A 13,561-nucleotide genomic window follows, 5' to 3' on the forward strand; every position below is an offset into this window, starting at 1 on the left:
CGGCGTGTGGATGGCGGTAGTTAGTTACTCAAGGCCTCGACCACGGTCAGTATCAGGCGTGACGGGCAATCGGTACTCAGGTGTAGCGTGTTGCGCGCCACCCTGGGATGTTCTGCCTGGCCGGGTGCTTCGCCGCTGTTGGGGTTGACGTCAAAGCGCGGGAAGTTGCTGCTGGCGATATCCAGGCGCAACCGGTGGCCGCGCTGGAACAGATTGCAGGTGGCGAAGGGTTCGATCGCCACCTTGACCCGCTCACCCGGGGTCAGCAGGGTGGGGTGCTCCCAGGTGTTTCGGTAGCGGGCCCGCAGGATGCCGTCGGTGATGTTCATGGCGTAGCCGTCCGGGTAGACGTCGACCAGTTTGGCGGTGAAGTCGGTGTCGGGCGCATCGCTGTCGATCCACAGTTCCACGCGCAGCGGGCCTGCGACGATCAGGTCGTGGCTGAGTGGCTCGGTCTGGAAGCTTAAGACATCGCTGCGCTCGGCCAGGGGGCGCTGGTCGCCACGGGTACCGAAGAAGTCCGCACGCTCGCGTTGGTCGAAAGCGCCGCCGACAAAAATCGGCGCGCCGGAGGTCAGGGCGCCACCGATGGTCGGCACCGGATCGGCCGGGTCGGCGCAGTAGCTGAGCTGGCCCTCGGTGGTCGGTGGTTCAGGTTGCAGTTGGCGTTGTGCGGTGAGGTGCAGGGTGAGTTGCCGGCTATCCGGTAGCGGCCATTGATGACTGTCGATCCAGTGCCCGCCATGTTGCAAGCGCCCCTGTTGATCGCGCTCACCGGTGCCACCGCCCATCAAGAACACCTTCACCGCCGCGGGTGCAGGCAGCGGTGAACCCTTGAGGGTGCGTTCAAACCAGTCCAGGCGGCAGCTCAACCAGTCTTTCGCCACCTGCCCGTCGAAAGCCGCTGGCGCACCAAATTGCGCATCGCCACTGTGAGTGATATTGCGATCACCATGCAGCCAGGGGCCCATGATCAACTGATGCTGCGCCGTACTGCCGGCGCAAAACGCCGCGTAGTTGGCGAGGGTCGAACTGACATAGGCGTCGTACCAACTGGACATGAACAGCACCGGGATATCCGGCAGATCGTGGTAATGCCCTTCGGCGTAGATGCCCGGCGCTTGCCAGTACGGGCCGAAGTCGCCCTGGGCCCACTGCTCCAGCAGATAGGCTTCGTACTCCGGCACATGGCGCAGGGGCGATTGCCCGGCGTGCCACGGCATGCGCTTGAACCACTGGTGGATGTCTTCCTGTTCCAGGGCTTCGAGGATCTTCGGATCCGCCAGGGCCGCCGGGCTTTCCTTGGCCTGGCGAAACGCCCAGGTGGCCTGCTTGAGCTCCAGCGCGCCGCCCTGGCGAATCCCGCATTGGTAGGCGTTGGCGAAGCCGCCGCTGTCCAGCACCATGCTGGCGAGGCCCGGCGGATGCAGGCAGGCCATCGCCAGTTGCGTGTGGGCGGCGTAGGACAGGCCCATGCTGCCAATCTTGCCGTTGCACCACGGCTGCTCGACGATCCAGGCCAGGGTGTCGCAACCGTCTTCGCCCTCGGCGGTGTATTTGGTGAACACGCCTTCGGAGGCATAGCGCCCGCGGCAATCCTGGAAGATCGCGACAAAGCCCTGGGCCGTGAGCCGCGCGGCCATCTGCTCGCGGGAGATGTGCTGGCCGTCGAGCTGGATTTCCGAGCGCGACGGTTTGCTTTTGTCGTAGGGCGTACGTTCGATCACCACCGGAAACGGACCTGGACCGGGCGGCAAGTAGATATCGGTGGCCAGGTGGATGCCGTCGCGCATGGCGATCATCTGGTTGTGCAACGTCTGCATGGGAAAAACACTCATGGGTTCAGTACCCGGTGCCTACGGCAATGGCCAACAACACCATCGCCAGCACCGCATAGATCAGAAACAGCGGCAGGATGTAGCGTGCCCACTGGCCCCAGCCGACGTTGGCGGTGGCCAGCAATACCAACAGGCCGCTGGAGGTCGGGGTGATCATGTTGGTCAGGCCGTTGCCCATCAAAAACGCGAACACCGTGGTTTGCGGGCTGACGCCGGAGAGCTGTCCCAGCGGCCCGAAGATCGGCATGGTCACCGCCGCCTGCCCCGAGGTGGACGGGATCAGTACATCCAGGCCCAGCTGTGCGAAGAACATGCCGTAGGCCGAGACCACCGGGCCATGATCGCCCACCAGGTTGGCGAGGTTGTTGACGATGGTGTCGAGCACCTGGCCGGTGCTGAGGATGATTTCCACGGCGGTCGCCAGGCCGATCAACACACCGGCGATCAGCACCTTTTTCATGCCGTCGACAAAGGCGCTGGCGGCGGTGCTGGCACCCAGGCCGGCGATTACGCTGAACGCCACGGTCAGCAGCAGGTAGAACGCCGACAGCTCGTGGTATTTCCACTCCCAGCGGTTCGAGGCGTATACCAGGAAACCAATACCGGCCCCCAGCACGATCAGGTTCAGCAGGTGGCGCAGGGGCAGCGGTTTGCGTTCGAAGGTGATCTGCGCGCTGGCATCAAACCCGTGCTTGCGGATACTCCACAGTACGAACGCGATGCCCACCAGCAGGAACGTGCAGTAGGCCAGGACGCGCATGCTCAGGCCGCTGAAAATCGGCAGCCCCACCATCGGCTGCGCCACGGACAGCGCTACCGGGTTGGAGATGGAGGCCAGGTAGCCGATCTTCACCGAGATGGCCACGATGGCCAGGCCGATCAGGTTCGACAGCCCCAGGCGGTTGGCCATGGCCACCATCAACGGCACGATCAGGATGAATTCCTTGGCCAGGCCCATGAAGGTGCTGCCGGCGGAAAACACCAGCATCAGGCTGGGCACCAGCACGTAGATATTGCCCCGGGTCAGCCCCAGCAGGCGTTCAAGACCGGCATCAATCACACCGGCCTTGTTCAACACGCCGAACATCCCACCGATGAACAGCACCATGAAAATCAGCGCGGCGCGTTTTTCGATGCCTTGGGGAATGGCCATGAAGCCCTCGACCAACGATACCGGCCGAGCGACCGTATCGCTGGCCTTGCGCGGTTCGAGGGAGAACAGTTGGCCCAGGGAGTCGTGCTTTTCCAGCACCTGATAGGAGCCCGGAACCACCAGGCCGTTCTGGCGCTGGAACTTGCCCGAGTTCACCGCGTAGGTGAAGGCGACAGCCAGCAGCACGATGCTCAACAGAATGATGGCCGGGTTGATCTGCTTGCGCTGCGCGGGTTTTTCCACCGGCGTTTCAGTGGGCGAGTGGGTACGGACGATCTGCGGTTCGGTCATGCTGGTTGCCCCGGTGTGCGCTGTTATTGTTGTGTCGGGTGACACTTGTGGTGCGGACACTAGGGCAAAGTTTTAGCGGCGACAACGTTATGCGCGGGCTGGGTTGGGCTATGCGTTTTGTGCGGCCAGGCGGTGCTTGAGGTGCTCGGCAAACGCCGTCACCACCTTGGACCTGGGTTCATCCGCGCGAAACGCCAGGCCGAATGCATAGGGCAAAGCCGGTCGAAACGGGCGGACCACAATCGGCAAATGCATGAAGTGGCTGGCCAGCAAACCATTGACGATCGACACCCCCAAACCCTCGGCGACAAAGCTGCACGCGGCGCCCACCGAGTGCACTTCCACCCGCACCTGTGGCGTCAGGTTGGCTGCGCGAAACACCTGGTTCAACTCCGCCCGCAGGGCCCGTTGCCGGCCCAGCATTACCAGCGGCACGTCCCGCAAGTGTTGCACTTCGATGCAGGCGTGGCGGGTCAGCGGATGGTCAGCGGGCATCACGCACACGCCTTCGGTTTCCAGCACCGGTTCAATCTCGAAGTCGGGAATCTCGGTAGGCAAGCGCACAAAACCGAGGTCGGCGGAACGGTCGAGCACGGCCCGTTCGATCATGTCGTAGGAACCGGTCAGCAGCTCGACGACGATGTCTTCCCGGCCCTTGAGAAACTCGGCGACGATCCGCGGCAGCAGCTCCTGGGTCATGCTGGTGGGCACCCCGACCTTGATCAGGCTCTTGCGCGAACGGCCCACGCGCATCTCATCTGCCAGGCGCTGGATACGCTGCATGCCGTCGACCAGGCCGGCCACTTCGGCGAGCAGTTCTTCAGCCTCCGGGGTCGCCATCAAGCGGCCCTTTTTGCGCAGGAACAACGCGAAACCCAATGCCTCTTCCAGCTGGCTCAACAACCGGCTGACCGCGGATTGCGACAGGCCCATGCGGGTCGCCGCACCGATGGTCGAACCGGTGGACATGATCGCCTTGAAGGCTTCGAGCTGCTTGAGATTCACCGTGATTTTCCTGTGGTTTGAGGGCTTTGCGCATAGCCTGATGCGCTTCTCGCATAACGTTGCCGGGCGTTCGAGGAGCCGTTAGTGTCCGCCGCAATGCGAGGCGCCGTCCAGCGTGTCGCAGGCAGCAACTGCCCATAAAAAACCACAATACGGCATTCGGGAGACGGTTATGCGTGAGCTTTTCACGAGGGGAGCAGTGGTGTGCACAGGCTTGCTGGCGAGCCTGTCACCGGCACTGATGGCCCAGGGTTTCTGGGAGGATTCCCACGGCAAATTGACCTTGCGCAATTACTATTTCAACGACGGTTACCGCGACGGCGGCGAGGACCGCAAGGAGTGGGCCCAGGGCTTTTTGCTCAACCTGCAATCGGGTTATACCGAAGGCACGGTGGGTTTCGGCCTCGATGCGCTGGGGTTGTCGGGGATCCGGCTCGACTCCAGCCGCGCCCATGCCGGCACCGGGCTATTGCCGGTGCACGACGATGGCCGCGCGGCCAGCGAATTCTCAAGCCTGGGCGTGACCGCGAAGATGCGCATCGGTGAAGCCGTGGTGAAAACCGGCACGCTGCTGCCGAAGATTCCAGTGCTGGTGTACAACGATGGCCGGCTGCTGCCGCAAACATTCCAGGGCACTCAGGTCGAGTACAGCGGCGTCCGTAACCTGTACGTGCACGCCGGGCACCTGGACAAGTTCAAGCTGCGAAACTCGACCGACAGCGTGGACATTTATCCCCAGGGTTACAGCGGCAAAAAGGGCAGCGACTTTGATTTCGCCGGCGCCACCTATGCCTTCACGCCCAAGCTAAGCGGTACCTGGTACTACGGCGAAATGCGTGAATTCTATCGCCAGCAGTTCTTTGGCCTGGTGCATAAACAGCCAGTGGGTGCCGGCAGCCTGACCAGCGACTTGCGTTACTTCATCAGCAACGAAGCGGGCGAGGCACGCAATGGCAAGGTCGACAGCGACATGTTCAGCGGGTTGTTCACCTACCGGCTAGGGCCGCAGGCGCTGGGCGTGGGTTATCAGAAAGTCACCGGCAATACCGCGTTGCCCTACGCCAGCGTGTCGACGGTGTATTCCTTCAGCAACGCAGGTGTCGGCAAATTCATCCAGGCCGGTGAGCAAACCTGGATGCTGCGTTATGACTACGACTTTGCCGCCGTGCTGCCAGGCCTGACCTTCATGACCCGTTACTACAAGGGCCAGAACGGTGACTTCAAGGGCCGCGAAGCCCGCGAGTGGGAGTCGGACACCAACCTGCGCTACGTGATCCAGGACAGCACCTTCAAAGGCGTAGGCATCGAGTTGCGCAAGGCCACGTATCGCTCGACCTATGCGAGCGATCGTGACAACTACCGGGTCTACCTCACGTACGACCTGGCGCTGTGGTGACAGGCCCTACTGCTCGACGAAATAGTACGGCTGACGGTTGATCGCCATCTCCTTGACCACCGTCACCGGGACGTTCAGCCGGTCAGTATTGTCCACCAGGGCCACGTTGCCGGGCTTGGCCGCGAGGTAGCTTTTGAGTTCTTCCGGCGTTTGCAGAATCGTCAAATAACCCTGCATGTAAAACACCCCGGCCCCGGCGATTCGCTCGTTGGCTTGATACAGCACCACCTCTTTGCCCTGCGCCTGCATCGCCTGGATCTGGCTGATCACCGGCACAAACGACTGGCGCACATCGGCCTTGGGCGCGAACCAGAAAGCCGCAATCAGGTAGCAGGCCACCACCACGGTGAAGAAGCCACCTACCAGACCCCGTCGGTTTTCATAAACGTGTTCGGCAACGTGTGAAACCTGCCCACGACTTTTCAGCCAGCCCAGCAGCACGCCGCCATACTCGGCGGCCAGCACCGCAGCGGCGGGCGTCAAGGCCATCAGGTAAACCGTGCGCTTGCTGGAGGCGAACGTCAGCAGGGTGAACTGCGCCACCAGCCATATGCTGAAAAACAGCCGGTAGCGGTTACGCACCAGGCTTTTGCGGAAGTGCCACAGCCCCAGGTACACCAGGATGTTCCAGGGCAAAAAGGCTTCGGGCAGTTTGACGATGTAGTAATAGAACGGCTCGTAGTGACCGGCTTCGACAAACGAACCGCTGAAGCGCCCGACACTGTTGGTCAGCAGCACTTCACGTACCCCCTGCAACCCGTCGCGCTGGTACAGGAAACCCAGCCAGATCATCAGCGGCACCAGCGCCAGCAGCGTGAACAGCCCGGGCTTGATCCAGTCGCCCAGCTTGAATTGTTTGTCCATCAGGCTGGTGCTGGCCAGATAGACGAAGATCACCACACCCGGCATGGCCAGGCCCAGAACCCCTTTGCTCAAGGTGGCGATCACCATCCCGAGGGTGAACAGCAACCAGGTGCCCAGGTTGGAACTGTCACGCTCCGACGCGGGCCGAGCGGCCTGATAGAACGCCAGCAGGGCCATGGTGACACCAAGGGTGAGCAGCGAGTCCTCACCCACACCGCGCACGTTGCTCCAGTAACTGGCCATGGTCGCCAGCATCAGGCCCGCGACAAACGCCAGCGTCTTGGGCCGGCCAAACTTGCGCAGCATCCCGTACAGCAGCATCACGCTGAACAGCCCGGCAAATGCCGACGCCAGGCGCACTGCCCAAGTGGTACCGCCAAACAGGCGAATCGCCCCGGCGTCGAGCCACAGGCTCAGCGGCGGTTTTTCCAGGAAGGGTTCACGGAACAGTCGCGGCACCACCCAATCGTTATCCAGGTGCATGGCCATGGCGATCCCGGCCACACGGGCCTCGGTCGAGCCTTGCAACTCGTGATTGCCAAGGGAGAAGAAGAACAACAGCGCAGCGAGCAGGAGCAGCAGAGGAGCGGAACGCGTCATGGATTCTAGCTACCGGGGCAGGGGGCCGTTCGGGGGAACAGTCCGGGCGATCGGTGAGTATACGAGGGCGATTCTTAATAATTCGTGAATGAATGTGAGGTTTTTGTGGGGTCAGGGTTGTTTCAGCAGTGGCCAGTGGGTTAGCCAGCCTTTGGAGGTGATGCGTTGTTGGTAGATGGCGTGTTTTTCCTGGGTGAAGCGGGGCGTGGGTTTGAGTTGGAGATTGAACAGGTCCTCCAGGCCGAGAGGGGCTGAAACTTCGCATAGGTCTTCTGCGGTTCTTCTGACGGCTACTGCGGTGGCGGTCTCTGGCCAGAAGCGCATGGCATCGCTGGCGTTGCGGTAAGGTGCATCGCCGTTTCGCAGGTGCATGCGGGCCTGGTTTTTGACGGACCAGTCGATGGAGGGTTCTGCTGCGTGTAAGAGGGCTTCGAGGCGGCGGTCTTCGTCGGGGCTGGTGCAGGTGGCGTCGAACCACAGTACGTCGACGTCACCGGTCAGTGGTGATTGGGGGCGACCGTGGAGGTGATCCCATACGGCGTTACGTACGAAGCCGGCGCCGATCCAGCAGTCGGGGAGGGCGAGGGAGCGGACGATGTCCAGTAGGTGCCAGCGTTGGGCATCGCTGCTGATCAGGGTCTGGAGGGCTTTCTCGCTCAAAGGATAACGGCCTCTTTCACAACGATCCCCAGGTCATTGCTGACTTTCACCACCCTCACTTCATCGCGATAACCGATCCACGTGGGGCGGCAGATTTTAATCGTATTATTCAGCTCAGCATCGAAGACCGTGATTCCGCTGCAGCTTTTACTGCCGCCCGACGAATATTCGTAGTGAGCCGTATAGCTGCTGCGGGTGCCGCCCGAACATAAAATGGCCAACGAAAACAGCGTCACCGAGAACAGCGTGCATAGGATGAACATCCCGGCAAACGCCTTAAGCAGGGTCCATTTTTTTTCGAGCCGCAGCTGAGGTTTTCTTACCCGCCAGACAATCACGGACGCAGCCAGGGTCAGGACGAGAGATACGGATAAACAGGCTTTCTCCGCGACCGGTTTGAAGTGGATGGCCGGTGAGATGCTGAACTGCCATATAAACAGCACGGCCAACAGAAGCTGTACGCCCAGCACGACAGGTATCAGGTAGGCGTAGGAATTCTTGTTCACTGCGGCACACATCCTTATGTTTCAACAAAGGTGGGGTTTATCTTAAAAGAAAATAGACCCTCACCTTTTTCTTACTTATGGGGCGCTCAAACGGATCGTCATGTTTCCTGTCAGGAAACGGACCTTCCCGTAGCTTCTGAATCTGCCGTTGGCACAAGAATGTCCAGTGCGCGCGTCACCAGCAACTCACCGAGGACGCTCAATTGCTGGGTGGCGAGGAGTTTATGGCGAAAGGCGCCATCGAACTCGAAAGCCAGGTCGGTAGTGATCGCGTTCAGTGAGGCGAGGGTTTCGCAGGCCTGTACGAGCAGGGTTTCGGGGTCGATGTTTTGGGCGATACAGAAGATATCCGTGCCGGATTGGCTGGGGCATGGAGGGTTGGGGCTGTGCTTTTTCATGACTGCAACTCCTTGATTGGTGGAGTCGCCAGACATCGCTGCTAAACGAAAAGGGTGGCGACTGTACGCGGGTTAGCAGACCAGGAATCAAGGAACCCAGCGCACTCGAAAGTGCCCCACGCACAGCCGCCATAACGCGGACTAGCGAACGCGGATGCTCGCTTGAACGGATGGTGGCATTGCATGCCTTGATATTAACCGAGCTGCTAAACCCGGTCGCTGATTTTGCAGCGACGTTTCAAGGCTAGTCGTGTCGATTGATGAGCACCAGTTCACCAAGGGCGCGATGTCTTGCGGGAAAAATCCGAAGGTTCCATCGGCGGTGTGTTTTCAGGAGCCCAGAACAGCAAAACCCGCACGAGGCGGGTTTTGGTGGTGCTTCGTATTTGGTGGAGCCGGGGGGATTTGAACCCGCGTCCATTGCTTGAATTACAAGGCTTTCAGCCTTCAAGCTGCCATTTTGCTGTCATTACAAAAAGCATTGTTGAGGGGGCTCACTGTGTCGGCTGGCTATTTTTCTGGGGGTGGCCAGCGAGCAATAGAGTGTGCTCGTGAACCCTAAATTTAACTGGTTGTCTATACAGTAATTCGTTATGATTTGTACAGGAACGAGGCATGCTGCGCGTGTCAAGGATAAATTGACTTTGCCCCTTGACTTCGGCAGACTCACGCCTCATTTTTACTTAGCAAGATGCTAACAATGACAGGGGGGCATTTATGACAACGGCAACAGCTGTAGCTCAGGCTTTCCTTGACCTGGCTGCCCATGAGGGGCGTGTTCTCACGAATATGAAGCTTCAGAAGCTTGTCTTCTTTGCGCACGGCGTGCATCTCGCCGCGTATGACGGCTGTCCTCTAATTGAGGAGCCAATTAGGGCGTGGGATTTTGGCCCTGTTATTCCGACACTTTACGAAAAGCTTCGAAATTTTGGGAAAGGAGCCGTCAGCCCCGTAATTGCGCCAGAGGAGCGAACGCTCGACCCAGACGGAACTGAATTCCAGGCAATTCGGAGTGTTTGGGAAGCCTACAAAACTTATGATGCTTGGACGCTTTCTAACATTACTCACCAAGTAGGAAGCCCGTGGAGTAAGGTTTGGGAAAAGTGTAAATATGACGACATCCCCAACGATGTTATTCGTGAGTATTATCAAGGAAGAGTAAAGCGGAAGCATGCCACCAGCGCCGGATGAGCCCCAAGAGGGTCCTGACACTACATATGTACAGGATCCTCTGCCACCCCTAGAACTAGAGTTTTCTCCTGAGGAAGAGCTTCTACAGGGCGGTTCGCGCGCGGAGTCCGCTGGCGATGATACTTTTGGCCAACCACTGGACTTTATCCGTTATAGAACGCTGATGGCTAAAGTGGAGGAGCTGGAACATCAGCTAAAGGAGCGCCGCCAGCTTCATAAACTCCGAAAAAAACACTCAAGCCGACTATTTGGATTAACGATTGTTTGGATTGTTGTTGTTTGGATAGTTGTTTTGTTTCAAGGTTTTGGACAGTGGTTTACTCCTATTTTTTCCGGGCTGGACTACATTAAGTTTCACCTCTCCGATACCGTCGCGGTGGCATTCATAACTTCTACCACTGCCACGGTTTTAGGGTTGTACGGTATCGCTGCCTATTGGTTGTTTGGGAAGCCTAAAAAGGAAGAAGCAGATCCGGAAAAAACTGAGAAAAAGTCGACTTAGTTTTCAATGGTCGAACACTTGGTGTTCACAGCTTAATGGGCTTCAGTTAGTACTTTTTGAGCAGAAGCGCTGTCTGATAGATCTCAACACTAGCGAAAGCTTTTTCTGCCTTGCCGCCTGCTTCGTCATCGGCCGATGGCATCCATCGTCCATATACCCTCGCAATCATAGTCCAGTCAGTGTGCCCCATCTGTTTGGCCACCCACATCGGATGCTCTCCGGCTGAGAGCATCATCGAAGCGTAGGTATGCCTGGTCTGATATGGCCTTCGATATCTGACGCCAGCCTTCTTCATCGCCGGCACCCACATCGTTTTTCGGATCGGCCCATCGCCAGTCCAGCGCTCAAGCGTGCGTGGATTCTGGAAGACTTCGGCGTCAGCCAAAAAGGTATGTGCCTTTTGCGCCTTCAATGCCTCCAATGCCGGCCGGAGCAGCTTCACGCTCCTGCGCCCGGCGGCAGTCTTCGTGGTCTCTGCCTTACCCTTGCCGGCCTGAGTCATCGCCCGGCTCACCATGATCTCTTCGCGCAGCCAATCGATATCGCCCCAGTCCAGAGCCACCAGCTCACTGGTTCGAAGGCCGGTCCATAGTGCGAACTGCATCATGTTGCGCGCCTGTCCGGATACCAGTTCAGTTGCTGGAACAGGAATGATCCGAACTATGCCTACCTCAGTGGCGCCAAGCAGATTCCGTTCCGGGAGCTTGCCGAGGCGCAGATCGTGGCCGACCAGGTGATGACGGGCTCGGTACCGGACCCCACGGGGGGCGCAACGCATTACTACGCGACGACCATGGCGAAGCCTCCGGCCTGGGCGGCGAAAGCCAAGCAGACATTGCGCCTCGGGCGTCACGTCTTCTTCAGGGATGTGCCATGAGGGTGGCTGTGCAGAACCTGCTCGGCCTGCTGGTGGCGCTGCTGAGCGCCTTCGGGGCGGCCTGGCAGGTGCAGGACTGGCGTTATACAAGCGTGCTCGAGCGCCAGGCAGCGCTGCACGCAGAGGCGGCGAATCAACTGTCCCAGGCCGCATTACGACAACAGCAGGTCGAGCAGGGCAAGCGCCAGGCCCTGGAACATCAACTGAATGCCCAAGATCAACAACACACCCGAGAGCTTTCCGATGCCCAACGTGACCAGGCCCGCCTGCGCGACCGCCTTGCTACTGCTGATGTACGGTTGTCAGTCCTTCTCGACGCCACAGATTCAGCCCGTGATTGCCGAGTGCCTACCGCCCCCGACTCCGTCGGCGTGGTTCATGCAACCCGTCGAGCCCAACTTGACCCAGCGCATGCTCAACGAATTATCGCCATCACCGACGAAGGCGACCGGGGACTGATCGCGCTGCAGGCCTGCCAGGCGTATGTCAGGGCGCTAACGCATTGACCTACATTCGAGGGCGAAAAAATTAGCATGGCTGGTTCGGCAGATCGCCGGAAGAGGCTGGACAAGGTTCGAGTGGTCACGTTCGCGTCCATGACCACCCTAGCTTTACACCCTGTTTAAAACAGCAGCAGCAATTAACCCCAGCACAACAGCGATTACCGGGGCGACACCAGAAGCGCAAAGCACTCCGACGAAGCTGCCTAACGCCGTGAGGCGAAGGTGTAAAGCTGCTGAACCAGCCTGTTCAGAAATGCGCATGGCAATCCTCCCTAGCTGTTCTCCCGGTCTCATATTGCAGTTGGCAAGGAGGTTCAGACTATCTCTGCCTATTTCCTTTTTCCGCTCGCACGGTGTTTCCAGGAGGTCGGTGGCAGCTACCCAACTGGTCGGATGCACAGCGACCTGAAATGGTCGTGTGGCTGATGTCCAGAGAGGCGAAAAAACTACCATAGATTTTTCATGGTGTCATTTTGCCGCGCAGAAGAAATTAGGGCACCCTAACCGTCACCCAGTGCCGGAGGCAGATCGTGACTATAGGGACATGCAAGCTGACATTGAAATCCGGGAAGTTTGTGAAATCACACATGATTCCCCAAGCGTTCTCCGCCCCGAGTAATGGGTGCTATTTTATCGATGGAGCGCCCGGAGGTCGGCCAACCAGGAGGCCGACCAGTTGGTATGACCGTGAACTGGTCACTCGCGCAGGGGAAGATATTCTCGCCGACTTGGACAGCTTTGCTGCGACCGAGCTCCGCAAAGCGCGCTTAGTTTGGAGTGGGTGGGGAGAAGAAGCGGAAATCAAGGATAATATAATTCCGTATCCGGGAACCGAGCAACTAGTCCGCTTGGTTCCTGGTTTGGAAGTCCTGAAGTTACGAGTGTTTTTTCTAAGTTTGCTTTGGAGGGCTGCAGCCTCTGACATGCCGCAATACGCAGATATTGAACTGCAGTATTCTGAGTTGGAGAAGCTTAGGTTGATGGTTTTAAATATGAATCCTTTTCCTTTGAGTTTTTTTCCAGTACACCTGACTCAGATGGTTACCCGCGGGGCGCGGCACAATCTAGGGCCGCTAAAAATGTCGACTCCCTTAGATGCTGGCGCAGGTAATGGACCATTAATGCTAAATAGCTACCGATTTTATTTTGATGGCTTGGTAGCAAATATACATACGAATGTCTCGGAAAAAAGGTATTCAGAAGCTGCTGGAATTTATGTAGGTGACGATTCCGTTGTAATTGCTAATTGCGTTAATTTTGAAGATTCTTTTCAAGCGTCTAACATGATTGAGCACGGACGCGAGGCCTTTATGAATCACCCGTCCATAATGTTCAAACTCATAAGGTAATCTCGTACCACTTTTTGTACCATTCCTGCGTTTTTTAGGGGATTTCAGGGGGGGGCGATGCCCCCTGAAGCCCTTTAAAACCCCCAGACCAAAAAGCCAGCTTCTAGCTTTCCCTGGTATGACGCAGGAATATTTCCTGCGCATCTGGTAGCGTCAGACTGCAAACCTAACCAAGCGGGAGTACGGGATGTCAATCAAAGTAACGGCACCACTCGTTAACGGCGATTTGTGGGATACGCTCGGCGAGAGTGCGTCAGGCGAGGACGTTGTAGAACTGATATGCGGTGATGATCTGCGACCGCCTCCCACGAGCGTGGTCATTACGGTGACTACCGAATCGGGTAAGCGGGTGGAGGTGCGGATTCCGAACTCTGACACAAGCACCGCCATCGTGAGGATTGACGGCAAAACCGTGTAAAAAAGGGGCT

General features: G+C 58.4%; 13 protein-coding genes and 2 pseudogenes. 6 read left to right on the forward strand and 9 right to left on the reverse strand.

All coding sequences use genetic code 11. The features are described 5' to 3' along the window. Nucleotides 1–20: 20 nt before the first annotated feature. The 3 genes from HX818_RS01150 to HX818_RS01160 all read right to left on the reverse strand — a co-directional run bounded on the left by HX818_RS01150 (nucleotide 21) and on the right by HX818_RS01160 (nucleotide 4,287). Nucleotides 21–1,823: a CocE/NonD family hydrolase gene (locus tag HX818_RS01150; RefSeq protein ID WP_177019346.1), complete on the reverse strand. Its 1,803-nt coding sequence runs from the start codon at nucleotides 1,821–1,823 to the stop codon at nucleotides 21–23. 19 nt (nucleotides 1,824–1,842) lie between these two features. Next, nucleotides 1,843–3,282 (reverse strand): YfcC family protein, encoded by a 1,440-nt coding sequence (locus tag HX818_RS01155; RefSeq protein WP_177019322.1) that lies wholly within the window; start codon nucleotides 3,280–3,282, stop codon nucleotides 1,843–1,845. Nucleotides 3,283–3,390: 108 nt separating this feature from the next. Then, the gene (locus HX818_RS01160) at nucleotides 3,391–4,287 is read right to left on the reverse strand and encodes a LysR family transcriptional regulator (protein WP_003212270.1); all 897 of its coding nucleotides are present in this window, start codon (nucleotides 4,285–4,287) and stop codon (nucleotides 3,391–3,393) included. A 172-nt stretch (nucleotides 4,288–4,459) separates the two neighbouring features. Here HX818_RS01160 and HX818_RS01165 point away from each other — a divergent pair, with 172 nt between their 5' ends. Then, the gene (locus tag HX818_RS01165; RefSeq protein WP_177019323.1) at nucleotides 4,460–5,683 is read left to right on the forward strand and encodes an OprD family porin; all 1,224 of its coding nucleotides are present in this window, start codon (nucleotides 4,460–4,462) and stop codon (nucleotides 5,681–5,683) included. A gap of 6 nt (nucleotides 5,684–5,689) precedes the next feature. Here HX818_RS01165 and HX818_RS01170 read toward each other — a convergent pair whose 3' ends face one another. The 4 genes from HX818_RS01170 to HX818_RS01185 all read right to left on the reverse strand — a co-directional run bounded on the left by HX818_RS01170 (nucleotide 5,690) and on the right by HX818_RS01185 (nucleotide 8,711). Continuing rightward, nucleotides 5,690–7,147, reverse strand: a complete 1,458-nt coding sequence (locus HX818_RS01170) for a glycosyltransferase family 39 protein (RefSeq protein ID WP_177019324.1) — start codon at nucleotides 7,145–7,147, stop codon at nucleotides 5,690–5,692. A 111-nt stretch (nucleotides 7,148–7,258) separates the two neighbouring features. Then, nucleotides 7,259–7,807, reverse strand: a complete 549-nt coding sequence (locus HX818_RS01175) for a nucleotidyltransferase family protein (RefSeq protein ID WP_177019325.1) — start codon at nucleotides 7,805–7,807, stop codon at nucleotides 7,259–7,261. Continuing rightward, nucleotides 7,804–8,313, reverse strand: a complete 510-nt coding sequence (locus HX818_RS01180) for a hypothetical protein (RefSeq protein ID WP_102370220.1) — start codon at nucleotides 8,311–8,313, stop codon at nucleotides 7,804–7,806. Before HX818_RS01180 ends, HX818_RS01175 begins: the two co-directional genes overlap by 4 nt. Nucleotides 8,314–8,423: 110 nt before the next feature. Next, nucleotides 8,424–8,711, reverse strand: coding sequence for a DUF6124 family protein (locus HX818_RS01185; RefSeq protein ID WP_177019326.1), 288 nt, complete (start codon nucleotides 8,709–8,711; stop codon nucleotides 8,424–8,426). 717 nt (nucleotides 8,712–9,428) lie between these two features. Here HX818_RS01185 and HX818_RS01190 point away from each other — a divergent pair. Further along, nucleotides 9,429–9,902: a Panacea domain-containing protein gene (locus HX818_RS01190; protein ID WP_177019327.1), complete on the forward strand. Its 474-nt coding sequence runs from the start codon at nucleotides 9,429–9,431 to the stop codon at nucleotides 9,900–9,902. Then, complete coding sequence (locus tag HX818_RS01195) at nucleotides 9,883–10,404, forward strand: hypothetical protein (protein ID WP_177019328.1); 522 nt, start codon at nucleotides 9,883–9,885, stop codon at nucleotides 10,402–10,404. The genes HX818_RS01190 and HX818_RS01195 overlap by 20 nt, the downstream gene beginning before the upstream one ends. A gap of 46 nt (nucleotides 10,405–10,450) precedes the next feature. Here HX818_RS01195 and HX818_RS01200 read toward each other — a convergent pair. Then, a pseudogene (locus tag HX818_RS01200) lies at nucleotides 10,451–11,032 on the reverse strand (site-specific integrase); the annotation flags it as partial. Between HX818_RS01200 and HX818_RS01205 the strand changes: the two are divergent. Next, nucleotides 11,030–11,281, forward strand: a pseudogene (locus tag HX818_RS01205) (cell wall hydrolase); the annotation flags it as partial. The pseudogenes HX818_RS01200 and HX818_RS01205 sit on opposite strands and share 3 nt — an antisense overlap. Then, nucleotides 11,278–11,787 (forward strand): lysis system i-spanin subunit Rz, encoded by a 510-nt coding sequence (locus HX818_RS01210; protein WP_177019329.1) that lies wholly within the window; start codon nucleotides 11,278–11,280, stop codon nucleotides 11,785–11,787. The pseudogene HX818_RS01205 and the gene HX818_RS01210, both read left to right, overlap by 4 nt. A 105-nt stretch (nucleotides 11,788–11,892) precedes the next feature. Here HX818_RS01210 and HX818_RS01215 read toward each other — a convergent pair whose 3' ends face one another. Next, the gene (locus HX818_RS01215; protein WP_177019330.1) at nucleotides 11,893–12,045 is read right to left on the reverse strand and encodes a hypothetical protein; all 153 of its coding nucleotides are present in this window, start codon (nucleotides 12,043–12,045) and stop codon (nucleotides 11,893–11,895) included. 326 nt (nucleotides 12,046–12,371) lie between these two features. Here HX818_RS01215 and HX818_RS01220 point away from each other — a divergent pair, with 326 nt between their 5' ends. Beyond that, nucleotides 12,372–13,133, forward strand: coding sequence for a hypothetical protein (locus HX818_RS01220; protein WP_177019331.1), 762 nt, complete (start codon nucleotides 12,372–12,374; stop codon nucleotides 13,131–13,133). Nucleotides 13,134–13,561 lie beyond the last annotated feature (428 nt).

It is taken from the genome of Pseudomonas sp. F9001, from assembly GCF_013385435.1.
Lineage (GTDB): Bacteria > Pseudomonadota > Gammaproteobacteria > Pseudomonadales > Pseudomonadaceae > Aquipseudomonas.

Excerpts from the sequence above, each read along its gene's own strand:
- HX818_RS01215 (WP_177019330.1), bottom strand. The coding sequence starts at position 12,045 with ATGCGCATTTCTGAACAGGCTGGTTCAGCAGCTTTACACCTTCGCCTC.
- HX818_RS01185 (WP_177019326.1), bottom strand. The coding sequence starts at position 8,711 with ATGAAAAAGCACAGCCCCAACCCTCCATGCCCCAGCCAATCCGGCACG.
- HX818_RS01220 (WP_177019331.1), top strand. The coding sequence starts at position 12,372 with ATGATTCCCCAAGCGTTCTCCGCCCCGAGTAATGGGTGCTATTTTATC.
- HX818_RS01195 (WP_177019328.1), top strand. The coding sequence starts at position 9,883 with ATGCCACCAGCGCCGGATGAGCCCCAAGAGGGTCCTGACACTACATAT.
- HX818_RS01190 (WP_177019327.1), top strand. The coding sequence starts at position 9,429 with ATGACAACGGCAACAGCTGTAGCTCAGGCTTTCCTTGACCTGGCTGCC.
- HX818_RS01210 (WP_177019329.1), top strand. The coding sequence starts at position 11,278 with ATGAGGGTGGCTGTGCAGAACCTGCTCGGCCTGCTGGTGGCGCTGCTG.
- HX818_RS01170 (WP_177019324.1), bottom strand. The coding sequence starts at position 7,147 with ATGACGCGTTCCGCTCCTCTGCTGCTCCTGCTCGCTGCGCTGTTGTTC.
- HX818_RS01165 (WP_177019323.1), top strand. The coding sequence starts at position 4,460 with ATGCGTGAGCTTTTCACGAGGGGAGCAGTGGTGTGCACAGGCTTGCTG.
- HX818_RS01155 (WP_177019322.1), bottom strand. The coding sequence starts at position 3,282 with ATGACCGAACCGCAGATCGTCCGTACCCACTCGCCCACTGAAACGCCG.
- HX818_RS01150 (WP_177019346.1), bottom strand. The coding sequence starts at position 1,823 with ATGCAGACGTTGCACAACCAGATGATCGCCATGCGCGACGGCATCCAC.